Raw genomic sequence first — 23,378 nt, forward strand, 5'->3', positions numbered from 1 at the left:
AAGTATCGGGTATCAAGTATCAGGATCTTGGCCCTGCTTGCTTCCCTACTTTCAAAATTTATGTAGTGTATAAGGTATCAAAACAGTGTCTTGATACCTCATACTTGCTACTAAGTACTAATTAGTAATTCGCTGATATTTCTTTAGCTACGGTTTCTAACACGCCGGTTAGCTGATCGTCAAACTTACCTGCTTTAAGGGCTGCAAGCACCTCCGGGTGGCGCACCTCTAATTGGTTGGTAAATTCTTCTTCAAACTTACGGATCTTGTTAACCGGTACGTTACGCATTAAGTTCTTGGTACCAATGTAGATGATGGCAACCTGCTTTTCTACTGATACCGGAGAGAACTGGCCCTGTTTAAGGATCTCTACGTTACGTGCACCCTTATCAATTACAGATTTGGTTGAAGCGTCAAGGTCTGAACCGAATTTAGAGAATGCCTCTAACTCGCGGTATTGTGCCTGGTCAAGCTTTAAGGTACCTGCTACTTTCTTCATTGATTTGATCTGCGCGTTACCACCCACACGTGATACCGAGATACCTACGTTGATGGCCGGGCGGATACCTGCAAGGAACAAGTTAGACTCCAGGAATATCTGACCATCGGTAATAGAAATTACGTTGGTTGGGATATACGCAGATACGTCACCTGCTTGTGTTTCAATGATAGGCAATGCCGTTAATGAACCACCACCTTTAACAATGCCCTTGATAGACTCTGGCAGATCGTTCATTTGCTGAGCGATACTGTCGTTAGAGTTGATCTTAGCGGCACGCTCTAACAAGCGGCTGTGAAGGTAGAATACGTCACCAGGATAAGCCTCACGGCCCGGTGGGCGGCGTAGTAACAATGATACCTCGCGGTAAGCAACAGCCTGTTTAGAAAGGTCATCATAGATGATTAAAGCAGGGCGACCTGTATCGCGGAAGTACTCACCAATAGCTGCACCTGCAAACGGAGCAAAGAACTGCATGGTAGCAGAGTCTGAAGCGTTTGCTGCAACTACGATAGAGTAAGGCATTGCACCGTTCTCTTCTAATGTACGCACGATGTTAGCTACGGTAGAAGCTTTCTGGCCACAGGCAACATATATACAGATCACAGGTTTACCTGCGTCATAAAATTCTTTTTGGTTGATGATGGTATCGATACACACCGCAGTTTTACCTGTTTGGCGGTCGCCGATAACCAACTCGCGCTGGCCACGGCCGATTGGGATCATCGCATCGATAGCTTTGATACCGGTTTGTAACGGCTCGGTAACCGGCTGGCGGTAGATAACGCCCGGTGCTTTACGCTCCAGAGGCATTTCGTAAGTTTGACCGGCGATTGGGCCTTTACCATCAATTGGAGTACCTAAAGTATCTACAACACGGCCAAGCATGCCTTCGCCTACGTTGATAGATGCAATACGGTTTGTACGTTTAACGGTATCACCTTCTTTAATATCGTCTGATTTACCTAACAATACCACACCCACATTATCTTCTTCAAGGTTAAGTACGATACCTTGTAAACTGTTACCAAACTCAACCAGCTCACCTGACTGAACTTTGCTTAAACCGTAAACGCGTGCAATACCATCACCCACCTGGAGTACGGTACCCACTTCTTCTAATTCAGATTCTGACTTAAAGCCGGCTAATTGCTGACGCAGGATAGCTGATACTTCGTCTGGTCTTACCTCTACCATTTTAAATTTATTTAGAGTTTATTTTTCTGTTATTATAGTGCCTTAGCGGCAAAATCTTTTCTTAATTGATTTAGGGCGCTTTGTACGCTGGTATCCAGTTGCCTGTCGCCAACGGTTAGTACAAAACCACCTATTAAAGCTGCATCCACTTTGGTTTTAAGCTGTATGGTGCCGCCAATAGCTTTCTGCAACTCATCAGTAATAACCTGTTTGTTAGCCGCAGACAACGGGGTAGCAGATACAACAGTAGCTTTAGTAATGTGCTTAGCTACGTTATACAGGTTAATGTATTCTTTAGCTGTTGCATAAAGCACTTCGCCACGGCCTTTGTTCACCATCAGTTTAAAAAAGCTGATAGTAATGCTGTTTACTTTACCCCCAAATATGGCATCAAGAATCTGTACCTTTTTCAGTTGCGGAACAATTGGATTGCTCAGTACTGCCTTAAGTTCAGATGATGCTTTAAGTGTTTGAAGAAAAGTATCCATATCGGCTTTGATCACATCAACAACATTTTGCTCCTGTGCAAGCTCAATAAGCGATTTGGCGTACCTGATTCCTATGGTTACTTCTGACATAGTATTTTAGTAGTGAGTGGTGAGCATTAATTGGTGATTAGTTACCTAATCTCTAACCTCTGGTCACTAATCTCTAATTATAATTTCACTTCTTTTAGCAGTTGTGATACAAGCTCGTCCTGCTTTTGCTGGTCTTGCAATTGGTTTTGTAATATCTTTTCAGCAACCTGTATTGAAAGTTGTGCTACCTGATTTTTTACATCAGCCATTGCAATAGCTTTCTGGTTGTTTATCTCAACACGTGCAAGCTCAATCTGGCGTGCGCCTTCTTTATGGGCAGCCTCTTTAGCATCAGCTACAATTTGATCTTTAATTTTCTTGGCTTCAGAAAGGATAAGGTCGCGCTCGGCACGGGCTTGTTTTAACAATACCTCGTTCTCGTTAGTAAGGCGGCTCATTTCTTCTTTAGCAGCTTCGGCTTTAAGCAAAGCATCTTCTATAGAACGCTCACGATCATCAATAGCGCCCATGATAGGTTTCCATGCAAACTTGCCAAGCAGGAAAAACAGCACTAAGAACGATACGGTGGTCCAAAAAACTAAACCAATCTCAGGAGTTACTAATTCCATGTTTTGTTTTATATATGAGTTTTAATGTCAATTTTAATAACCGTACCTGCTGCCAACCGCTGCAAGTACGGTTAAAATTTGTTTCCGGGCGGCGGATTAACGTAAGCCCAGGAATGATACAACCACACCGAACAGAGCAGCACCCTCGATAAGAGCGGCAGCAATGATCATCGCAGTTTGGATTTTTGAAGCAGCTTCAGGCTGGCGAGAGATACCTTCCATCGCTTTACCACCTACCTGACCGATACCGATACCAGCACCGATTACTGCTAAACCTGCACCTAATGCAGCAATACTTCCAATCATTGTTTTAAATTTAAAGTGAATATATGTTATATAGTTATTTACAATTATTAATGGTGATGCTCTTCAATGGCAGTACCTATGAACAGCGCTGTTAACAGCGTAAAGATGAAGGCCTGCAATGCAGCAACCAGCAACTCTAACACATCCATGAACACCACAAACGCAACTGATACCGGAGCAATGGCAACGCTTTTGAACACAAATATCAATGATATCAAGCTCAATACGATAATGTGACCTGCTGTGATGTTAGCAAACAAACGGATCATTAACGCAAAAGGCTTAGAGATAATACCTACCAACTCTACCGGCCACATGATAGGGTACAACCAAACCGGTACGTCTGGTGCAAAAATGTGTTTCCAGTAGTATTTATTACCATTTACGTTAACGATGATAAGCGTGATAACAGATAGTACAAACGTTACCGCGATGTTACCCGTTAAGTTTGAACCACCCGGAAAGAACGGGACCAAACCAATTAAGTTATTGATCCAGATAAAGAAAAACACGGTTAACAACAAAGGCATAAAGCGCTGATATTTGTAACCAATGTTTGGGCGGGCTATATCATCACGCACAAACAGGATGATAGGCTCCATAAAAGATTGCAAACCTTTTGGCGCCTTACCTGCGCGTTTCTTATAAGCTGCAGAAACACTAAGGAATATAATTAATAACAGCACTAAAGAGATCCACATACTCACCACGTTTTTGGTGATAGAAAGATCGATCAGTTTTTTATGCATGTTAAGCATGTTGGCACCTGCAGTAAGCTCCTCGCCCGGGCCAACAATTGCAATTTTATCTTTAACTAAACGGTAGGTGTAATATTTACCAGGATAGTCGGCATGGCCGTGCTCAAAGTGAGCAGATGAAAACATCTCGAAGCCCTGGTCAGTATAAAGAATAACCGGCAAAGGCACGGTAGTATGGCCCCATAAGTGCCAGCTATGCGAATCGGCAATGTGTTCAAGTATTACCTCACTTGGGCTAAACTCTTTTTCTGTGTTTGTTTCTTCGGCAGCCACGGCATGTTCTTCATGCTGTATAGCAAAAGTTTTACAAGAGATAAACGTTAAAAAAACGCCTAAAATGAGGCTTAAAGCTATTTTTTTTGAATTCAAAATATGGCTTAAATACATTGAATGAGTGTTTTTTACTTTCAATTTTGGTTGCGCAAGTTACACAACAAAACGTAAACTTCAAAGGCAGTATTTAAGAAATATAAATAAGCAAAATCGATCAAAAAAATGGTGTGATCGATGTGTATTTTTGACACAAAAATCAACGCAAAAGCCATACATCCGAGCATCTTTACAATGGTAGTTGCCAGGAAGGTTTGGGCATATAAATTGGGTTTTATACGCTGTACGGCCAATATTGAACCAATTACTATAAAGGTAAAGGCAGTAATGAAGAAGAAAAGCACCCAGAATTTTGGTACCAGCCAGGCCCTGCCAAGGAACGCCGGAATAGCAGCAAGCACTGCCACAAACAGCACAAATTGGAGTAAAATTTTTTGCGCTTTCAATTCCTTACTGCTCTAATAACCAGGTATAACGAAACAAAAACGCCTGCCAGTGCCAGCGTAGCAGTAACCCATTTGGTTTGGTGAGCGGCAGACTCATCTATCTTATAACCTACAAAGGTAAATACGCCTATAACCACTATCATTTGTACGGCAAGCCCGGTGTATTTTGCATAAGCGTTAACCTGGCCTCCGCCTCTACTGTTATCCTTTATTTCGTTTTCTTCCATCAGGCAAATTTATTAAACCTTTGCATAATGTTTGTTATTTTAGCGAGGCATTTACTTTGGCCGGGCAACCTTTAATGAACCGCTAACACTTGAGAGAAAATTCTACGTTATACACATCTCGTTTCATAAGGTATGCAGCATTTGCGGTAGTACTTGCTATTGCCGCATGCTCGCTCGAAAAACAAAGCGCTGTTAACCGTGGCCTCCAAAACCTCACGGCCAAATACAATATCCTTTTTAATGCTAACGAGATATTGCGCGCCAAGCAGGAAGCTTATGCGCAGGCTTATATTGACGACTACAGCGAACTCCTGAGCGTTTACCAGGATACCACGGCCGGCATGGACCAGCCCGACCCCGACCTGGATGCCGTAAAGAAACGCGCCAATACCATCATCAGTGTTAAAGAGCAAAGCCATTATTTGGGCGACGCCTATATGCTTTTGTGTAAAGCAAATTTTTTAGATGGCAATTATTTTGACGCGATTGAGTACGCCAATTACGTTATCCGCTCTTATGGCACACAACAGCCCGATCTTCGGCAGGAAGCATTGGTTTATAAGGCGCGTGCGCTTTTATATATCAGACAACCAAACGATGCCAAAACAGCTTTAGATACTGCGTTACGAAACGTTAATCCTAAAAAGAACATCACCGCCGATGTTTACGCCAGCAAATTGCAGTATGACATTAACGTGCAGGAATACACCGATGCTGAAGCCATGGCCAAGCTTGCCATAGAATATGCCAACAACAGCCGCCAGCGCTTACGCTGGACCTACATTTTAGGCCAGTTGCAGGAGTTGAACCATAAACCGGCAGAAGCTATTGAAAGCTATAATCGGGTAGCAAAAAGTAATGCTTTGTTTGATATGGCCTTTAACGCCAACCTTAACCGCATACGTATTGAGGAAGGGCAAACCGGTGTAAAACTTACCCGTACCGCAAGGCTGCGCTCACTTTTGAAGAACCAAAACAACAAGGATTTTGCGGATCAGATCTATTACCAGATAGGCGAGCTGCAATATGCTGATGGTAATGTAGATGAAGCCCTTAAAAGCTATGCGCAATCGGTGAAGGTGAATACCAAGAACCAAACACAAAGAGGCCTCTCCTACCTGCGCAGTGCTGATATCTATTTTAAAAACAAAGCCGACTACGTACGTGCTAAAATATATTACGATAGCACGCTGGCTAACCTGCCGCCTAACTACCCACGTTACATCACGATCGCTAAAAAGGCCGATAACCTGCAGGTGTTAGCCGATGCCCTGCAAGCCATAGCTCACCAGGATACGCTACAAATGCTGGCCAAGCTTGATGAAACCGCGCGAACGCAGCGTATCGATAAAATGGCGGAGGCTCAGGCTTTAAAGCAGGCGCGCCAGGCTAACATTGCTATAAGTGCACAGGCCCGCAATACCGTAAACGTTAATGAGCCGCCTGCAGAAAGCACACCAACAGGTACTGCGTTCTATTTCAACAATGCCAATGCGGTGAGCCAGGGTTTTAGCAATTTTAAAAGAGTTTGGGGTAACCGTAAACTGGAGGATAACTGGCGCAGGGCAAACCGTGCAAGCAGTAACATCACGCAGAACAACACCGTAACGCCCGTTAATACTGATCCTGATATAGTGGCTAATGATCCTGCAAGTCCCGGCAATGCGGGTAATATTGCTGCTACTAATTACAAACAGCAGATATTACAGGAACTGCCGCTCAATGCGCAGTTGATGGCCCGGTCAAACAGGATCATCCTGGATGCTTACATGGATATCGCTAATTTTTACCGCGATATTTTAGATGACAAGAAAGAGGCTATCATTGCATTTGAGAAAGTATTAAGCCGTTTCCCGGCGAATGACAACACACCTGCTATCTATTACAATTTGTACAGGCTTTATACCGATACCAGGGATGAACTATCCGCAAACAGGTATAAAGATCTGCTGGTAAAAAACTATCCGCAAACACCTTTTGCCAAAACCATCCTCGATCCTGAATATGCCCGCCATGTAGCAGATGAAGATAACGGTTTTGCCATGCTCTATAATAAGGTGTATGATCTGTATGCAGCCAGGAAATATGCCGATATGATAACCTCTGCGGATGCTTTGCTGGCGCAATATCCAAATAACCGTTATGCAGCCCAGGTTTATTACCTGCGTGCTTTTGCTGCGGCGCATCAGGAGCCACTTACTCCATTTGCAAATGACCTGCAGCAAATTGCAACGCGCTACCCCAATGATAAGCTGATAACGCCGTTGGTAAATCAGCACCTGGCTTATATTGCAGCCAATCAAACTGAACTGGCCCAGCGTAAAGTGGTGTTGAGCGACCGCGACGTTACCGATCCTTTGTTTACCCTACCGATAGTTTATCAGCAAAAAACAGAGTACCGTGTACCTGCCGAAAAGATAGAGGTAGTGCCTGATGTACGCAAACCGGAGGAGCTCGCCGTAAGTACGCCAGAGCCCGTTATTAAAGAAAAGGCATCTGAAATAACCAAAAAAGAATTAAAGCCTATAGCCAAACCTGCTGAGCAGCCCATGGCTGAAAAACATGCAGAACAGGGAGTTGTAGGTAAACCGGAGCCGGCCACACCAACTGTAACGAAACCAAAATACAACACATCAATATTTAGTAAGCGTGATAGCACAAACTATTATTTTGTAGTAAATGTTAGCTCGGGTACAACTAACCTCGCATCTTCGCGTTTTGGAATTGGGCAATTTAACAGGGTCAACTTTGAAGGTAATACCATCAAACATCAACTTAAGGCCGTTGGCGCCGATAACCAGCTGATATACGTTGGCAGGTTCTCCAGCTTAAACAATGTTAAAGATTATGCCCGTAACATTATCCCGCTGATGCCTGATATTATGAAGGTACCTAAGGACAAATACAGCTTTTTTATCATAACACAAGAAAATCTGGATAAATTAGCAGACAAAATTGCATTAGATAGTTACTACCAGTACTATCAGGAGAATTACTAAATGAAACCCACAAAAAATAAACTTACACAGCAAGACATCAGAGGATATAACTGGGCCATCTGGCGCTTATTTATCATAGGCTTTAGCTTGTTTGTAATAGCCTTATTGCTGATAGCCTTCCAGGTGTTTGGTCCGCTGCCATCATTCCGCGAGTTGGAGAACCCTAAAAGCGACCAGGCATCAGAAGTGATCTCTTCTGATAAGGAGATATTAGGTAAATATTATATCAAGAACCGCACAAGCGTAACATACAAGCAGATATCGCCCAACGTAATAAATGCCTTGGTTGCTACAGAGGACTCGCGCTTTTTTGAGCACTCCGGTATCGATTTTCAGCGTACGTTTACCATTGTACTGTATAACCTGGTAGGTAAAAAACAAGGTGGAAGTACCATCACCCAGCAGCTGGCGCTTAATCTGTTCTCAGAACGTTCACGCAATCCATTTAAGCGTGTAGTACAAAAATTGCAGGAATGGATAACCGCTGTTAAGCTGGAACGTAATTACACCAAAGAAGAAATTCTAACACTCTACCTGAACACGGTAGACTTTGGTGCTTACAATACCTATGGTATCAGTTCGGCAGCACGCACCTATTTTAACACCACGCCGGATCAGCTTACCGAAGACCAGGCTGCCTTGTTAATAGGCATGATCAACGGGCCGGGCATCTACTCGCCTATCAACCATCCGGATAATGCACTTAAACGCCGAAACTTTGTACTTCGCCGTATGGCAGAGGAAGAAAAAATTAGCCAGGGCCAGGCTGATGAATTAAAAGCGAAGCCTTTGGGTTTAAAGTTTAATCCTATCAATCATAATGATGGTATAGCGCCATACTTCCGTGCTGTGCTTAAAAAGGAAATTCAAAAAATACTGGTTGATAAAGCCATTTTTAAGCCGGATGGTGTTACACCTTATGATCTTGACCGCGATGGCTTAAAGATCTATGTGACCATTAACGCCACCATGCAAAAGTATGCCGAAGAAGCGCAAAAGGAATACATGCGCAACTTGCAGGCGCAATTTAATGCCCACTGGCGCGGTATAAGTCTATGGAAAACCATACCAACCTTTAAATCATTGCTGGATAAAGGCATGAAACGATCAGACCGTTACATAGCGGCCAAGCAACTGAACAAGTCTGACGAGGAGATCAAAGAAGAATTTAACACACCCGCCAAAATGAACCTGTTTACCTGGCGAGGTGATATTGATACTACAATGAAGCCGATCGATTCTATTGTGTATTGTAAAATGATGCTGCGTAACGCCATGATGAGTATGGACCCAACCACCGGCTACATAAAAGCTTGGGTTGGCGGCACCAATTTTGAACACTTTAAATATGATCAGGTTAAGATGGGTACCCGCCAGGTTGGCTCAACCGCTAAACCTTTTACATACGCAGTGGCTGTTGAAAATGGTTTCTCTCCATGTATGCAGGTTGCTAACGAACCTATAACTATCACCGGTTACGGTACACCATGGTCGCCGCGTTCATCGCCGAGCGAGACTGTTCCTGGGGTAATTACCCTTCGCAAAGCTTTGGCACGTTCGCAAAACTGGGTTACCGCCTATGTAATGAACGAGGTGAAACCGCAGCCGGTTGCAGATCTGATCAAAAAAATGGGTATTACCAGCAATGTACCGCCCTATCCTTCTATATGTTTAGGAACGTTTGATGCATCAGTATTTGATATGACAGGTGCTTACTCGGCATTCTCTAACCAGGGCGTTTGGACGGAGCCTACCTATCTTTTACGTATTGAGGATAAGAACGGCAACGTACTTTACAATAATTCGCCACGCGTAGTGCAAGCTATGAACGAGCAAACTGCTTATGTAATGACCTACATGCTTAAAGGTGTTATTGAAGAGGGTACCGGCTGGCGCCTGCGCGGAACTTATAAGTTGACCAACCCAATTGGTGGTAAAACTGGTACAACCAATGACAACTCTGACGGTTGGTTCATCGGCATTACACCGCAATTGGTTACCGGTGTTTGGACGGGCTGTGAAGACCGCGATATCCACTTCCGGTCGACCAGATTGGGCGAGGGTGCCAATACTGCCCTGCCTATATTTGCGCTGTACATGAAACGGGTGTATGCCAACCCTGAACTGGGCATTAAAAAGAACGTTGACTTTGTTCTGCCAAAATCCGGCTTATCAATAACGCTTGATTGTAACGCCTACAGCCAGCAACAAACCGGGCAAACAGAGGTAGACCAGAAGTTAGATTTTTAGCCCCCCTGCCCCCTGAAGGGGGAGTTATTGGGAAGGGTTCAACTTTATTCCCCCTTTAGGGGGTTAGGGGGCCAATGGAAAAATTCGATTACCGAGACGCTTTAAAAAATATACCGCATAAGCCGGGTGTATATCAGTATTGGGATACCGATAATGAATTGATATATATTGGCAAGGCTAAAGACCTGCGTAACCGTGTGGGGTCTTATTTTAATAAGGATACGCAGATAAATGCCAAGACCAGGGTGCTGGTGTCTAAGATCCGTAAGATCACATTTACTATCGTTGATACGGAAGTGGATGCATGGTTGCTGGAAAATGCTATGATCAAGAAGCATCAGCCGCGCTATAACGTGATGCTGAAGGATGATAAGACCTATCCATGGATCATTATCAAGAACGAGAATTTTCCACGCATTTTCTGGACACGCCGCATCATTAAAGACGGTTCTAAATATCTGGGACCATACGCATCGGTAAGCATGATGCATACTATTCTGGGGCTCATCAAAGAAACTTATCCCCTGCGTACCTGCAGCCTTGCCTTAACTCGTGAGAATATCGACAAAGGTAAGTTTAAGGTTTGCCTGGAGTACCAGTTGGGCAACTGTAAAGGGCCTTGCCAGAACTACCAATCAGAAGAAGACTACGACCGTGGAATTGCTGAGATCACCGACGTTTTAAATGGTAAAATAGGCAACGTGGTCCGTAACCTGAAACGTGACCTTGACGAAGCAGTTGCCGATCTGAATTTTGAACTGGCCCATCGCCTTAAACGTAAAGCTGAGCTTTTGGAGAATTACCAAAGTAAATCAACAGTGGTAAATTCTTCCATTACGGACGTGGACGTTTTCAGTATTGCATCAGAGGAAAAATATGCCTTTGTGAATTATTTAAAGGTAATGAACGGTACCATCATTCAAACGCAAACCATCGAGCTTAAAAAACGCCTTGATGAAAGCGACCAGGAATTGCTTGAGATAGCCATCGGCGAGTTCAGGACACGTTACAACAGCACCTCAAAAGAGATCATCGTACCGTTTGACATCGATTTAGAGGATACCCGAATCAAATTCACCGTTCCCAAACTTGGCGAGAAGAAAAAACTTCTTGATCTATCGCAAAAGAATGTTCAATTCTTTAAAAAAGAGAAGATCGACCAGTATGAAAAACTGAACCCCGAGATTCGCACGGAACGTTTATTAACGCAGATGATGAAGGACCTGCGCATGAACCAGTTGCCGCGCCACATCGAGTGTTTTGATAACTCCAACTTCCAGGGTAAGTATCCCGTATCGGCGATTGTTGTTTTCAAAGATGGCAAGCCTTCTAAAAAGGATTACCGTTTCTTCAACGTAAAAACCGTTGAGGGGCCAAACGACTTTGCCACCATGGAAGAAGCTGTTTTCCGCCGCTATCGCCGCACGTTAGACGAGGATACCGGCTTGCCGCAACTCATCATTATTGATGGTGGTAAAGGCCAGCTTTCGTCGGCTTTGAAGAGTTTGAGACTTTTGGGGATAGAGAAACAGGTAACTGTTATCGGTATTGCCAAGCGGCTGGAAGAGCTTTACTACCCGGGCGACCAGTACCCGATGTACCTGGACAAGAAATCAGAAACTTTAAAGATCATTCAGCAACTGCGCGATGAAGCCCACCGCTTTGGCATAACCGCCCACCGCAAAAAACGTGATAAAGGAACACTCGCTACCGAACTGGAGCTTATACCGGGCATAGGCAAAACAACTGCAGAAAAGCTTTTAAAATACTTTAAGTCCGTAAAGAAAATACGTGAAGCTAATGAGACCGAACTACAGGAAGTAGTGAACCTAAAACAAGCTAAAGCCATTGCCGCCTATTTTAATCCGGCTGTAAGCGAGCAGAAGGCCGGAGGGTTTTTGCCGTAGAGCAATATAAATTTATATGTCATTGCGAGAAGTGCAGCGACGCGGCAATCTCCTCGCGTTTAAAACGTGCTTACTAAGAGATTGCCACGCTATCGCTCGCAATGACCTTTTAACAAAAAAAGCCCCGCCTTTGAAACAAGCGGGGCTTTGTATTTTATGATCAATTGGCAACTAATCTCTTATCACCAATTAACAGATCTCTATCACTAATATTCCCAAAGGTTTAGCTCCCAATCCATCAGGCTCTTTTTGATCCTGTCGCTTTCGTAGAGCTTATCAATGCCTTGTGCGTAATCACGGATACGTTCGTCCTTATCATTAGATTGCTTGACGATGTAGCTGGTAAAAATTCGCTTTACAAAGCAGTCGTCAAAGCTTAGGCCTGTAGCATCGTTATTCCGACTAACCGCCTCTTTAGTAGCCAGTATGGCGCGTGCTTCGGGGAAATAGATCCAGAAAGCTGGTTGGTAATCGAGGTCGATACCGGCGGCTTTTGGTTTTATCAAAGGTGCTATACCAACAATACGCGGCTCAAAAATTGAACGCTGCTTATCAAAAACCCAATCTTCTTTAATGCGGAACTTAACAACGCTATCCGGGTTAAACTCACCCGCTTGTACCACAGAACCTATTTTGTTACCGTCTTTGTCAAACTTGTCAACTACAGCGCTATCAGCCATTTTGCTGCGTGCTTGAGCACCGCTTAAGGGCCTGCTAAAGCTATCGCCGTTAGGGTCGTCTTTAGTTGGTGAAGGATCATAAGCTGTCAGCTCACCTGCATCAATAGCATTCATCAAAACATCTATCAAACGCATTTTTGGTGAAGCCATGTATTGGTTCATCTTTTCGCGGATGTCTATCTCTCTCCAGATACGTTTTGCAAACATCACGTCAGCCTCGCGGAGGTTGGCGTATGGCGTAACCTTAGCGCTAAGGATATTGTTCTTTTTATAATAACCATCCAGCGGGCGATCAAAAGGCTTTTTCTTTGCAGTATCAGGCTGTAAACCGGCACTTGTACCAACACCCGCACCTGAAACAGATGTAGGTGCAGCCTGCCTTGTGGTAGCTGCTTTGGTAGTACGTTTGGTTGTTCTTTTTCGCTGCGCAACAGAAACGCCGCAAATCAGGCAAAGTAAAACAACGATGTAAGTCTTTTTCATAATCCTAAAATTAATTAGCCTGCAGCACTATCCCATCTAATCCACGTTGGGTACCATCGGGACCAACGGCTACAATATCTTTGAATACCACGGTTGAACCAGGAGTAATACCCGACAGTGCAGATTTCATTGCACCCGATAACTCTCCGCCGTTGGTTGAATTGATAATTGCATCCTGGCGTGGTTTTATTACTATCATAGTGAAACGTGTTACGTTAAACTTGGCATCAAAATCAAAGTTTTCCAACTTAGCAAACACACGGTCTTGCGAACGCAGGTTAGCTGCACTGGTATTACCCCCGCTTTTGCCCGCAAACATGGCTTTAGGGTCAGGAATGCGTTTTACGCGGAATTCTGATGTTCCTAAAACTGTACCCTTGTCGCCAGTTACCGTAACCTTCGCAGTTCCTATTGAGCTAACAGTAGCAGTATAATGACCACCGGAACCACTTAACGAACCACCACTCATGCTCACTTTCAGTTGGTCTTTAGCAACGCCGGGCGCAGAAACCGAAAGAGGGTTTGGCACACCAATATAAAGCACATTCATTTTATCTGGTGATACTACTGCCGATGGTTTTGCGACCATATAACTGCCACTAACGTTGTAAGGTTTTGGAGGTTGCCCATCATTACTTTTAACCATTATTTGCCCGGTCCAGGTGCGTAAACCTTCACCACTTGTTCCAACTGTATAAGTACCAACTCCATCTACGGTTGGTATTTTTGATCCACCGACAGTGATGTCGGGGTTCGATTTTGAGTCGTAAGCAGTTAAGTAAATCTCCGCTTTGTACGGTTGACCTGCCAGTATATAACTGCTTGGTGCAACTGCCACCGCTTTGAATTTATCAAGCGTTACAACAGCTTGGTCAACTTCACCTAAGATCTTTTTTACTATCTCGTTCTCAGCGTTCTTGGTATCAGCCTGTATTTTAGCCAAAGTAGTCAGGGTTGCACCCAACGGAATACCATCACCAAAATTAGCTTCCTGCCATGTTTTTTTGATATCGCCACGTTTAGGCGGGTCAACAGCATTCAACGAGAAGTTAACGCCTGCACGTTCACGCTCAGGTAAGATATTGATCAGCTTCTCGCGTGTTGCATCGATCTTAGCGCGCAGCTGGTCTGCGTTTTTCTGATCTATCATGATGTGTGCCGAAATATCAAGGTTATCCCTTTGAGATACATCGTTAATATCAGGATTAATGCCGCCGCCGGCCTCGGTAAGTTTGGCCTTTAATGTTTCTATGTAGCTATTCAAATCATTGGCAATTGCACTGGCTTGTTTAGCTTTATCATAGATGGGCTTAGCCCTTTCCGGTTGTTCTTTAAGTTTGGTAGCTTCAAAAGCCGAATAAGCGTTATCGATACCCGTGGTAACGTTCACCCTCGATTTATCCAAACTCAACGTAATATTTCTGAAGGCATCTAACAGGCTGTCTGGCACGTTTAAGGCAATTAAGCCTAATAGTACCAGGTACAAAATACCTATCATCCGCTGCCTTGGGGTTTCTTTACCTCCCGCCATACTGTATATTTATCAGTTTATGCTTCTGTTAAAAATTTGATTAGTTAACTCGCGGTTGGTTCATAGCAGTAAGCATATTACCATATATCGCGTTAAGCGATGCCAGGTTTTTAGCTAAGCGGCCTACCTCTTCTTTAAACTGTTTCGAATCTTCTAATGATTCATTAAAGTTGTTCATGGTAAGCGACAGGTTCTGATAAAACTTGTTCATTGATTTCAAATGCGCGCTCGAATCCTGTAGCTCAAGCTCATAAACTGCATTTAGTGACGACAGGTTTTTAGCCAGGTTATTTACCTGCTCGTGGTAAGCTTTGGTATCAATGTTTGTATTGGCCATTTCTGCCAGGTTAGCAGATGCTTTGTCAAAAGCATTGCTCAGGTTATCATAGCTTGCAGTTGCTTGTTTTACTTTATTAGTGTAAGCAATAGTTGCATCGCCTGCGTCGGTAACGCGTGATATTGCGTTAACTTTATCACCAAAGGTTCTCAAACCGTCGCCAAGGCTGCTGATCAATTCCGGCCCTATCTTGGCATCCTCAAGCATTTTATCTAAAGCTGCTGTGTTTGAAAAGTTTGATGTTGCAACAGCAGCAGGGCGTGCTGTTACTTTCGGCAATTCGCCGTTATAATCTTCATCCAACTCGGGATAAGCACGTGTCCAATCAATCTCTTTATCTTCACGCTGAAAACCTAATAATAAGAATAATAATGCCTCAACTGTTAAACCACCGGCAATAAAATAGGTTGAACCCGGTAAGTGAAGGATCTTGAACATCAAGCCGACAATTACAATAGATGCACCCCATGATACGATGTTGCCAATTCCGTACGGTTTTTTCTTCCCTGCCATAATCTTTTTTGTAGTAGTAGATTTATAAGTTTGTTTTGTTTTCGTTTATCGTCTGTCGCGGATATCCCTGCCCATATAATCGGTAACACAACGGAAACCGATGTATGATTTGGCAGTATCCTGGTACTCAAAGCTGCGTGTGGAGTTTTGTAAGAAATATCCTATATCCTTCCATGAGCCGCCACGTACCACTTTTCGTTTTATAACTTCAGCGTCGGCAGCTTTGGCCTCGTAGTTAAAGGTTGGGTTTAGGTCGTGCACAAAGGTTGATGCAGATTCATCATAAGCTGATGAGGTCCATTCGGCAACGTTGCCCGCCATGTTGTACAAGCCAAAATCATTAGGGAAATATGAGCGTACGTTAACGGTGTAAGCGCCGCCATCATCCGTATAATTGCCACGGCCGGGTTTAAAGTTGGCCATTAAACAACCTTTAGCATTTTTAATGTAAGGGCCGCCCCAAGGGTAATCTGTACCGATACGGCCACCGCGTGCTGCATACTCAAACTGCGCCTCGTTAGGCAGGCTGTATGGGCTGTTAGGCGGCAATTTACGCCTTTGCTTTGCAGCATCGCTTAAGCGGGTACGCCATACGGTAAACGCCCGTGCCTGGCGCCAGGTAACACCCACAACGGGATAGTTACGGAAGGCAGGGTGCGAGAAGTAACCCTCAACCATCGGCTCGTTGGCAGCGTACGAAAAATCGTTAAGCCAAACCAATGTATCGGGGTAAACACCAACGGTATCGCGGATGATGAAATCCGAACGGCGTTTGTTCCTGTCGTTGCGGTAATTTGATGCCTCACGCAGCGACATGATGGCATAATTATATTTCAACAAGCGGATATCGATCTCGTTACGATCAAATATGCGGTCATCGCCCTGATAATAAAGTCCCTGAAGCTTTTGTTGGTTAGCTGAAGCATTTTTGCCCCTTGAGCTGAATACCGGATTTTTAGCTACGTAATCCCAGTTAATGTATTTGCGGCCATTAGGATCGGCTGGCGCTCCCTTTTTTGGCTGATAGTAATACTTTTGATCATTAAGGTAATTGGTGATAGCAATTGAATCGCGAACCCAGAATACAAACTGCTTGTACTTGGTATTGGATATCTCTGTCTCGTCCATAAAGAACGGTGAAACGGTAACCTGTTTGGTCTGCGCGGTTTGCGCAAAGGTTACATCCTGGTCTGTTTGGCCCATTAAAAAGGTACCACCTTTAATGTAAACCATGCCATAAGGCGTTGTAGCCCTGAAAGAACGCTGCTTAACACCGGTTACCTCACCGTTGTTGCCGCCACCGCCACCAATACCGCAACCGGTTAATACAGCACCGGTTAAAACTGCAATCACAAAGTATAATTGTTTCATTTTGTATCCAAAATCAGTATTACGCTTTAATTTTTCAAAAAAAATACCGCAACGCCCCGAATATATTAAATTTAATACTACGCCAGACCAATTTTTCCATTTTAACGGTAGGTATCTCTACCCTTATTTAATTAACTTACAGGCTGGCTGTTATAAAAAACGGTGAAAATTATTACCCTTAAAGAATAATCATTTTCACCGTTATACGACTGTCTGTGCGGAAAGTTGCACTCCGCAACAGTTAATTATTTATTTACTTGTTTCACGTACTGCTCGATAGCCATTGTCATTGACGGAGCGGCAGGTGTTGGGGCAGGAATATCCAATATTAAGCCCGCATCAAGTACAGCTTTATGCGTGGTTGCACCAAAAGCGGCTATGCGGGTATTATTTTGTTTAAAATCAGGAAAGTTCTTGTAAAGCGACTGAATGCTGGATGGGCTAAAGAAGGCAATTACATCATAAAACACTTCTGCCAGGTCACTAAGATCACTGCACACGGTGCGGAAAAGCACTGCAGGCGTAAAGTTGTACCCGTTATCTAACAAAAACTTCTGGGTCTCTTCTGCTGCCACATCAGAGCATGGGTAAAGGAATTTTTCTGACGAGTGTTTTTTCAAAACCTCGGCCAGGTCGGCAGCGGTTTGTTTACCAAAGAAGATCTTACGCTTACGGTATTGGATGTATTTTTGAAGATAAAGGGCGATGGTTTCTGAAAGACAGAAATATTTCATTTCTACAGGCACTTCAAAACGCATTTCCTCACAAATACGGAAGAAATGATCGGCAGAATTGCGGCTGGTAAAAATAACGGCGGTAAAATCGGCTAGGTTAATTTTTTCCTTGCGGAAGTCCTTGGCAGGCACGCCTTCTACGTGAATAAAAGACCGGAAATCGATCTTAAGGTTAAGCTTCTTAGCCAGTTCAGCGTAGGGGTTTTTGTCGTTCTCAGGTTTCGGTAACGTAACTAATATACTTTTAACCTTTTTCTTTCTGTCTTCCAATGCCATTTTATCTACCTAAATCCAATATTAAGCGCCTTTATCAGTATTAATATAGGGCAAATTTCGAGGGCACAAAGATACACAAATAAATAAAACTTATGAAATCGGAAATTTGTTATGATGCTCACGCTGCTGCGTAGGTACTGCCAAACAAATATGATGATAACCAGCGCTAGGGTAATAATCAGCAACAGCGGAATAAAAGCATCGGCTATTAAGCTAAAACACACTGCCACAGGCAAAAACACAAAGGTGATATTAAAGTAAGTAAGCGACAGGGTAGCTATATAATCATCAACCAGTTTGCTAATGTCAAACACAAACCCCAAGAACTTAAGTACTAAAAATTTAACTGCAAATAACGCAATGATAACAATAGACAGGGTTAGAAAGAGTTGCACACCAGATATGGTGTAATAAACCTTGTAATAACCCGTGGTGAGTAAATAAAGGAACATCCCTGAGGTAAGCCCGAAAAGAATGAACAACCCAATGAACGTCCAGGCGTTAATGGGGCTCTCCTCCTTGCCTGCCGGGCCCGCAGCCTTGCGGTGATAAAAAGACTGGAAAACATTGCTCACATCCTTCGTGGAGGCAATATTTAAACCGGCGGCAAACAAAAGCAATACCATAATAACCCCAATGACCCATATATCCCTTGACGGGCGGTTGCGGCCATAACCTTGTTTCATGGATGCTTTGGTAGAAAGATTGAGGAACAGGTCGTTTTTATAAGCATTGGCTTTTAGGATGCTATCTACAAAAGCGTTTGGGCGGTTAGGGTCAGGCGCGGAGATGTAACGTTTGGCCAGCGAATCTGACACAAATTGCTCGCGCAGGGCTGATGCCCTCGCTACCGAATCTAAAAACGGCAGGGGACCAGTAAAACGCGGCCTGGGTTTTACTACAGGTGTATCAACGGCTACCTCGCCGGTATCTGCACTTGTTTGAGCATGTACTGCAGAACAAGCCAGGGTAATCAATACAAATACTATAAGCCAGCGTAACAGAGCCATTTGGCGCAAAGTTATTGTATTTATTGTAAGGTTGAATACAACATATTACACAGCAATTAAAATAATATGCTGATTTTTGCGCCATGGGAGGCATCTATATTCATATTCCGTTTTGCAAACAGGCCTGCCATTATTGCGATTTCCATTTCAGCACATCCTTGAAATATAAGGACCAGATGCTGGATGCCATGCTGCGCGAACTGGAGCTGCAAAAGGATTACTTGCATGGCGAAACCATCGAGACCATTTACTTTGGCGGCGGCACCCCTTCGGTATTATCTGCCGATGAAATAAACAGTTTAATCAACCGCATAACGCAATTACACAGCGTTAGCGGCAATGCCGAGATAACGCTCGAAGCTAATCCCGATGACCTTGGCAGAGAGAAAATAAATGCGCTGCGCAAAACGCCTGTAAACCGTTTCAGTATAGGCATACAATCTTTTTTTGATGACGACCTCGCGTGGATGAATCGCGTACATAGGGCACAAGAGGCAGAGGCTTCGGTTAAACGTGCGCAGGATGCCGGTTTTGAAAACATTACAGCCGACCTGATCTACGGCTATCCGTTGCTAACTGATAACAAATGGAAGCAAAACCTGGACACCATGTTTGGCCTTGATATTCCGCATATATCAGCCTACAGCATGACGGTTGAACCGCAAACCGCGCTGGCAGCGTTCATCAGTAAAAAGAAGCAGCCGCCCATGGATGAACAGCAAAGCGCAGCACAATTTGCTGATATGCTTGATGCTATGCAGAGCAAAGGCTTTGAGCAGTATGAGATCTCTAACTTTTGTAAGCCCGGGCATTATAGCAGGCATAACTCTAATTATTGGAAGGGCGTAAAATACCTGGGCATTGGCCCTTCCGCCCACTCTTTTAATGGCGAAACGCGCCAGTGGAACATCGCCAACAATGCCAAATACTTGCAAGCTTTGGGCGGCAACACCATTCCTGCGGAGATAGAAACCCTAAGCGAAGCCGACCGCCTCAACGAATACATCATGACATCGCTGCGCACCATGTGGGGATTGGATCTTAGCAAACTGGACAGTATAGCCGCTGGCGCTTCATCTGCTTTAATTAAAGTTGCTGAGGATCATATCTCGCAAGGCAAAGTTTTGAATACCGGCAACATACTTACGCTGACTTCAGAAGGCAAATTATATGCAGATGCAATAGCCGCAGAGATGTTTTTTTAAGTCTTGAACCTTGCTTGGACTGATTAAAGGATCTACATAATTTGCCAAAGCTGTCATGGTGAGCCTGTCGAACCACTCAAAAAGCTGCATATCCTTGATAACCTTTTGCAGACAATCACATTTATGTGCGAAGTGTCCCCGTACGAATCATTCATCAAAACGGATTACTCCAATTAGCTATCACTCACACCTTTTCAGAGTTTGAAACAAGATGCCTTTATAAAACTGCTGCACGGTTATCGGCGTATCTTCTTCTATAAAACAAGATAACCTCAAAACAATAATGAAAAAATTGATCATCGCCGCACTTGCTTTAGTAGCTACTGCAATTGCGCCAAACACTTTCGCTCAAACTAAAATGGTTGGTGGTGCACCAATGTACCCAACCAAAGATATTGTTGACAATGCTGTTAACTCTAAAGACCACACTACTTTGGTAGCTGCGGTTAAAGCTGCCGGTTTGGTAGAAACTTTAAAATCAGCCGGTCCGTTCACCGTGTTTGCACCAACCAACGAGGCTTTTAACAAATTGCCAAAAGGTACAGTAGAAACTTTGTTAAAACCTGAAAACAAAGAAACGCTAACCAAAATTTTAACCTACCACGTAGTGGCCGGTAAATTAAGCGCTATGGATATAGCTAAACAAATTAAGGCTGGTAACGGTGTTGCCGAATTAAAAACCGTTAGCGGTGGCACTTTAAAAGCAATGGCCAAAGGCAAAAGAATATATCTGGTTGATGAAAAAGGTGGTAAAAGCTGGGTAACTATTCCTGACGTTAACCAAAGCAACGGTGTGATCCACGTAGTGAACGCTGTGTTAATGCCTAACTAATTTGATTGGCAGAAATTAATTTGCAGATACGTTAATGAGCAAGAGCCGTTACTGAATACTGCTAATTCAAAGAGAAGCCCGCACGGTTTGACCGTACGGGCTTTTTTGTCAGCCGAATTTAAAATTGAGTTAAGCTGATGTTTGCTCATCATTAAATAATTAATTTTGGGCGATTTATAATCTGTAAATATGAGTTTGTCCCTTATACAAATAGACAGAGTTGACAATATTACAAAAGAAGACTTTGTTAATAACTACTTAAAACCGCGCAAACCGCTGGTTATAAGTAAAGCAACAGAAACCTGGCCTGCTCTGCAAAAGTGGACATTTGAATACCTTAAGGAAGTGGTTGGCGATAAAACCGTGCCTTTGTACGATAGCTCTAAAGCAGACCCTTCAAAACCCATCAATGCTTCTGCAGCCGAGATGAAGTTTGGCGATTATATAGACCTTATTCAAAAAGGCCCTACAGACCTACGTATATTTCTATTCGACCCTATTAAACATGCCCCTGACTTGCTTGACGATTACCGTTCACCATCTGACCTGATGGGTGGTTTCCTGGATAAATACCCAAATATGTTTTTCGGTGGGCAAGGTTCGGTAACTTTCCTGCACTATGATATTGACCTGGCGCATATTTTCCATACGCACTTTAACGGTCGTAAGCACATTATTTTATTTGATAATAAATGGAGCGAACGCCTGTACTGCATCCCTTTTGCTACCTATGCATTAGAGGATTATGATATAGCCAATCCCGATTTTGAAAAGTTCCCGGCGCTTAACGGTATAGAAGGACAGGAAACCATTCTTGAACATGGCGAAACGCTGTTTATGCCTACCGGCTTTTGGCACTGGATGAAGTACCTGGATGGATCTTTTTCCATATCGCTGCGTGCCTGGGATAGTTCATGGGCCATTAAAGCCAAAAGCTTATATAACCTTACCATACAGCGCAAGTTTGATGATATCATGAAAAAGAACTTCAAAAGCCGTTATATGGATTGGAAAGAAGAACTCGCGGTTAAACGCGCCAATAAAGCCTTGGCCGAGGGTAAGCCTTATTAGATAAAAGACAGAAGAGTCAGATCTCAGACTCACAACGCCCGACTTTTTAAGCCGGGCGTTTTTTTTCCCTCTTTTCGCGCAGCGAAGAGAGGGTGGTCGCGCGTAGCGCCGACCGGGTGAGTTATTTCGCCGGCTTACTCACCCCGCGACACTTCGTGCGCGACCCTCTCTACTACGCAAAGAGGGTTGAACCGCCACGCCTTTTTAAGAGGGATTGGGACAAGCCCGTAAACTTAACACCCTTTTAACTCCAACCCAACATCTAAACCCGTTATTTGGCCTATTGGCATGAGGTGTATTATTACATTACCTTCCGTTTAACGTTAATGTTTATGAGTTTTAAGCTTTCCGCTATCGATACCGTTGATACCATTAACCCGCAGGACTTTCAGAACAATTACCTCAAGCCGCGCCGCCCGCTTATTATTAAAGGCTTAACCCGTAATTGGCCCGCCCGCGAAAAATGGACGCCGGAATACATGAAAAGCGTAGTGGGCAATAAGGTTGTCCCATTATATGATAATTCTAAGGCTGACCCGTCTAAACCTATCAACTCGGCCGCAGCAGAGATGCCCTTTGATGAATATATTGATCTTATCCGCTCGCAACCTACCGAACTGAGGATCTTTTTCTTCAATATATTTAAAGAAGCGCCGCAGCTTTTAAAAGATATTGTTTTACCAAAGGATCTGATGGGTGGCTTTATAGAAAGCATGCCGGCCATGTTCTTCGGCGGATCAAACTCTGAGACTTTTTTACATTACGACATCGATCTCCCCCATATTTTTCATACCCATTTTGGCGGACGTAAGCATGTGATCTTATTTGAACATAAATGGAAAGAGCGCCTGTACTGCCTGCCAAATGCCACTTATGCTTTGGAAGATTACGACGTTTTAAACCCTGATACTGAAAAATACCCATCCCTTAACGGCATCCCAGGCACCGAAGCTTACCTGGAGCATGGTGATACCCTGTTTATGCCAACAGGCTATTGGCACTGGATGAAATACCTTGATGGATCCTTCTCACTTAGTTTGCGCGCCTGGGACAGATCATGGGCAATAAAGGCAAAAAGTTTATACAACCTTACTATTCAGCGAAAGTTTGATGATGTGATGAAAAAGAACTTCAAAAGCAGGTACATGGATTGGAAAGAAGAGCTTGCCATAAAACGGGCCAACCAGGCTTTGGCAGATGGAAGACCATATTGAGTGAAAGAGATAGAGGGTTAGATTTTAAACCCACGGGCCTGACTTTTTAGGTTGG

20 protein-coding genes are annotated in these 23,378 nt (G+C 43.7%); 7 read left to right on the forward strand and 13 right to left on the reverse strand.

What is annotated here, in order from left to right; translation table 11 throughout:
- Positions 1–121: 121 nt before the first annotated feature.
- The 7 genes from atpA to INP83_RS20700 form a co-directional block, all read right to left on the reverse strand.
- Complete coding sequence (gene atpA / locus INP83_RS20670; RefSeq protein ID WP_146272645.1) at positions 122–1,696, reverse strand: F0F1 ATP synthase subunit alpha; 1,575 nt, start codon at positions 1,694–1,696, stop codon at positions 122–124.
- Positions 1,697–1,728: 32 nt separating this feature from the next.
- Complete coding sequence (gene atpH, locus INP83_RS20675) at positions 1,729–2,274, reverse strand: ATP synthase F1 subunit delta (protein WP_146272643.1); 546 nt, start codon at positions 2,272–2,274, stop codon at positions 1,729–1,731.
- 77 nt (positions 2,275–2,351) lie between these two features.
- On the reverse strand, positions 2,352–2,843 hold the full coding sequence (atpF, locus tag INP83_RS20680; protein WP_146272641.1) for a F0F1 ATP synthase subunit B: 492 nt from the start codon (positions 2,841–2,843) through the stop codon (positions 2,352–2,354).
- A gap of 96 nt (positions 2,844–2,939) precedes the next feature.
- Entirely contained in the window at positions 2,940–3,149 is a 210-nt protein-coding gene (gene atpE, locus INP83_RS20685) for an ATP synthase F0 subunit C (protein WP_091171878.1), read from the reverse strand.
- 47 nt (positions 3,150–3,196) lie between these two features.
- Positions 3,197–4,294: a F0F1 ATP synthase subunit A gene (gene atpB / locus INP83_RS20690; RefSeq protein WP_219125747.1), complete on the reverse strand. Its 1,098-nt coding sequence runs from the start codon at positions 4,292–4,294 to the stop codon at positions 3,197–3,199.
- A 20-nt stretch (positions 4,295–4,314) separates the two neighbouring features.
- Positions 4,315–4,683, reverse strand: coding sequence for a hypothetical protein (locus INP83_RS20695; protein WP_219125748.1), 369 nt, complete (start codon positions 4,681–4,683; stop codon positions 4,315–4,317).
- Positions 4,680–4,910, reverse strand: coding sequence for an AtpZ/AtpI family protein (locus tag INP83_RS20700; protein WP_146272637.1), 231 nt, complete (start codon positions 4,908–4,910; stop codon positions 4,680–4,682). The genes INP83_RS20695 and INP83_RS20700 overlap by 4 nt, the downstream gene beginning before the upstream one ends.
- A gap of 89 nt (positions 4,911–4,999) precedes the next feature.
- On the opposite strand from INP83_RS20700, the gene INP83_RS20705 reads away from it, so the two are divergent.
- From INP83_RS20705 to uvrC, 3 genes are all read left to right on the forward strand, one after another.
- Positions 5,000–7,909: a tetratricopeptide repeat protein gene (locus INP83_RS20705; protein ID WP_219125749.1), complete on the forward strand. Its 2,910-nt coding sequence runs from the start codon at positions 5,000–5,002 to the stop codon at positions 7,907–7,909.
- Positions 7,910–10,159 (forward strand): penicillin-binding protein 1A, encoded by a 2,250-nt coding sequence (locus INP83_RS20710; RefSeq protein WP_219125750.1) that lies wholly within the window; start codon positions 7,910–7,912, stop codon positions 10,157–10,159.
- Between the two features lie 74 nt (positions 10,160–10,233).
- Entirely contained in the window at positions 10,234–12,066 is a 1,833-nt protein-coding gene (gene uvrC, locus INP83_RS20715; RefSeq protein WP_219125751.1) for an excinuclease ABC subunit UvrC, read from the forward strand.
- A gap of 206 nt (positions 12,067–12,272) precedes the next feature.
- Here uvrC and gldN read toward each other — a convergent pair whose 3' ends face one another.
- The 6 genes from gldN to INP83_RS20745 all read right to left on the reverse strand — a co-directional run bounded on the left by gldN (position 12,273) and on the right by INP83_RS20745 (position 19,001).
- Positions 12,273–13,229, reverse strand: coding sequence for a gliding motility protein GldN (gene gldN, locus INP83_RS20720; protein ID WP_219125752.1), 957 nt, complete (start codon positions 13,227–13,229; stop codon positions 12,273–12,275).
- A 10-nt stretch (positions 13,230–13,239) separates the two neighbouring features.
- Positions 13,240–14,760 carry a gliding motility protein GldM gene (gene gldM / locus INP83_RS20725; RefSeq protein ID WP_219125753.1) on the reverse strand — a complete coding sequence of 507 codons (1,521 nt, stop codon included), beginning with the start codon at positions 14,758–14,760 and terminating at the stop codon, positions 13,240–13,242.
- A 40-nt stretch (positions 14,761–14,800) separates the two neighbouring features.
- Complete coding sequence (gldL, locus tag INP83_RS20730; protein ID WP_219125754.1) at positions 14,801–15,610, reverse strand: gliding motility protein GldL; 810 nt, start codon at positions 15,608–15,610, stop codon at positions 14,801–14,803.
- A gap of 45 nt (positions 15,611–15,655) precedes the next feature.
- Entirely contained in the window at positions 15,656–16,981 is a 1,326-nt protein-coding gene (locus tag INP83_RS20735; RefSeq protein ID WP_219125755.1) for an SUMF1/EgtB/PvdO family nonheme iron enzyme, read from the reverse strand.
- Positions 16,982–17,226: 245 nt separating this feature from the next.
- Entirely contained in the window at positions 17,227–17,991 is a 765-nt protein-coding gene (locus tag INP83_RS20740) for a uroporphyrinogen-III synthase (RefSeq protein ID WP_146273420.1), read from the reverse strand.
- 5 nt (positions 17,992–17,996) lie between these two features.
- On the reverse strand, positions 17,997–19,001 hold the full coding sequence (locus INP83_RS20745; protein WP_219125756.1) for a DUF4271 domain-containing protein: 1,005 nt from the start codon (positions 18,999–19,001) through the stop codon (positions 17,997–17,999).
- Positions 19,002–19,084: 83 nt separating this feature from the next.
- Between INP83_RS20745 and hemW the strand changes: the two genes are divergently transcribed.
- The 4 genes from hemW to INP83_RS20765 all read left to right on the forward strand — a co-directional run bounded on the left by hemW (position 19,085) and on the right by INP83_RS20765 (position 23,323).
- Positions 19,085–20,206 carry a radical SAM family heme chaperone HemW gene (gene hemW / locus INP83_RS20750; protein WP_219125757.1) on the forward strand — a complete coding sequence of 374 codons (1,122 nt, stop codon included), beginning with the start codon at positions 19,085–19,087 and terminating at the stop codon, positions 20,204–20,206.
- Positions 20,207–20,489: 283 nt separating this feature from the next.
- Complete coding sequence (locus INP83_RS20755) at positions 20,490–21,038, forward strand: fasciclin domain-containing protein (protein WP_219125758.1); 549 nt, start codon at positions 20,490–20,492, stop codon at positions 21,036–21,038.
- A gap of 189 nt (positions 21,039–21,227) precedes the next feature.
- Entirely contained in the window at positions 21,228–22,109 is an 882-nt protein-coding gene (locus INP83_RS20760) for a cupin-like domain-containing protein (RefSeq protein WP_219125759.1), read from the forward strand.
- Between the two features lie 332 nt (positions 22,110–22,441).
- Entirely contained in the window at positions 22,442–23,323 is an 882-nt protein-coding gene (locus tag INP83_RS20765) for a cupin-like domain-containing protein (RefSeq protein ID WP_219125760.1), read from the forward strand.
- Positions 23,324–23,378: the final 55 nt, after the last annotated feature.

The sequence above is a fragment of the Mucilaginibacter sp. 21P genome (assembly GCF_019331605.1).
GTDB lineage: Bacteria > Bacteroidota > Bacteroidia > Sphingobacteriales > Sphingobacteriaceae > Mucilaginibacter > Mucilaginibacter achroorhodeus.

What these genes read in the sequence shown, in the direction of transcription:
- atpA (WP_146272645.1), bottom strand. Translation starts at nt 1,696, where the DNA reads ATGGTAGAGGTAAGACCAGACGAAGTATCAGCTATCCTGCGTCAGCAA.
- atpH (WP_146272643.1), bottom strand. Translation starts at nt 2,274, where the DNA reads ATGTCAGAAGTAACCATAGGAATCAGGTACGCCAAATCGCTTATTGAG.
- atpF (WP_146272641.1), bottom strand. Translation starts at nt 2,843, where the DNA reads ATGGAATTAGTAACTCCTGAGATTGGTTTAGTTTTTTGGACCACCGTA.
- atpE (WP_091171878.1), bottom strand. Translation starts at nt 3,149, where the DNA reads ATGATTGGAAGTATTGCTGCATTAGGTGCAGGTTTAGCAGTAATCGGT.
- atpB (WP_219125747.1), bottom strand. Translation starts at nt 4,294, where the DNA reads ATGTATTTAAGCCATATTTTGAATTCAAAAAAAATAGCTTTAAGCCTC.
- INP83_RS20700 (WP_146272637.1), bottom strand. Translation starts at nt 4,910, where the DNA reads ATGGAAGAAAACGAAATAAAGGATAACAGTAGAGGCGGAGGCCAGGTT.
- INP83_RS20710 (WP_219125750.1), top strand. Translation starts at nt 7,910, where the DNA reads ATGAAACCCACAAAAAATAAACTTACACAGCAAGACATCAGAGGATAT.
- uvrC (WP_219125751.1), top strand. Translation starts at nt 10,234, where the DNA reads ATGGAAAAATTCGATTACCGAGACGCTTTAAAAAATATACCGCATAAG.
- gldN (WP_219125752.1), bottom strand. Translation starts at nt 13,229, where the DNA reads ATGAAAAAGACTTACATCGTTGTTTTACTTTGCCTGATTTGCGGCGTT.
- gldM (WP_219125753.1), bottom strand. Translation starts at nt 14,760, where the DNA reads ATGGCGGGAGGTAAAGAAACCCCAAGGCAGCGGATGATAGGTATTTTG.
- gldL (WP_219125754.1), bottom strand. Translation starts at nt 15,610, where the DNA reads ATGGCAGGGAAGAAAAAACCGTACGGAATTGGCAACATCGTATCATGG.
- INP83_RS20735 (WP_219125755.1), bottom strand. Translation starts at nt 16,981, where the DNA reads ATGAAACAATTATACTTTGTGATTGCAGTTTTAACCGGTGCTGTATTA.
- INP83_RS20740 (WP_146273420.1), bottom strand. Translation starts at nt 17,991, where the DNA reads ATGGCATTGGAAGACAGAAAGAAAAAGGTTAAAAGTATATTAGTTACG.
- INP83_RS20745 (WP_219125756.1), bottom strand. Translation starts at nt 19,001, where the DNA reads ATGGCTCTGTTACGCTGGCTTATAGTATTTGTATTGATTACCCTGGCT.
- hemW (WP_219125757.1), top strand. Translation starts at nt 19,085, where the DNA reads ATGGGAGGCATCTATATTCATATTCCGTTTTGCAAACAGGCCTGCCAT.
- INP83_RS20755 (WP_219125758.1), top strand. Translation starts at nt 20,490, where the DNA reads ATGAAAAAATTGATCATCGCCGCACTTGCTTTAGTAGCTACTGCAATT.
- INP83_RS20760 (WP_219125759.1), top strand. Translation starts at nt 21,228, where the DNA reads ATGAGTTTGTCCCTTATACAAATAGACAGAGTTGACAATATTACAAAA.
- INP83_RS20765 (WP_219125760.1), top strand. Translation starts at nt 22,442, where the DNA reads ATGAGTTTTAAGCTTTCCGCTATCGATACCGTTGATACCATTAACCCG.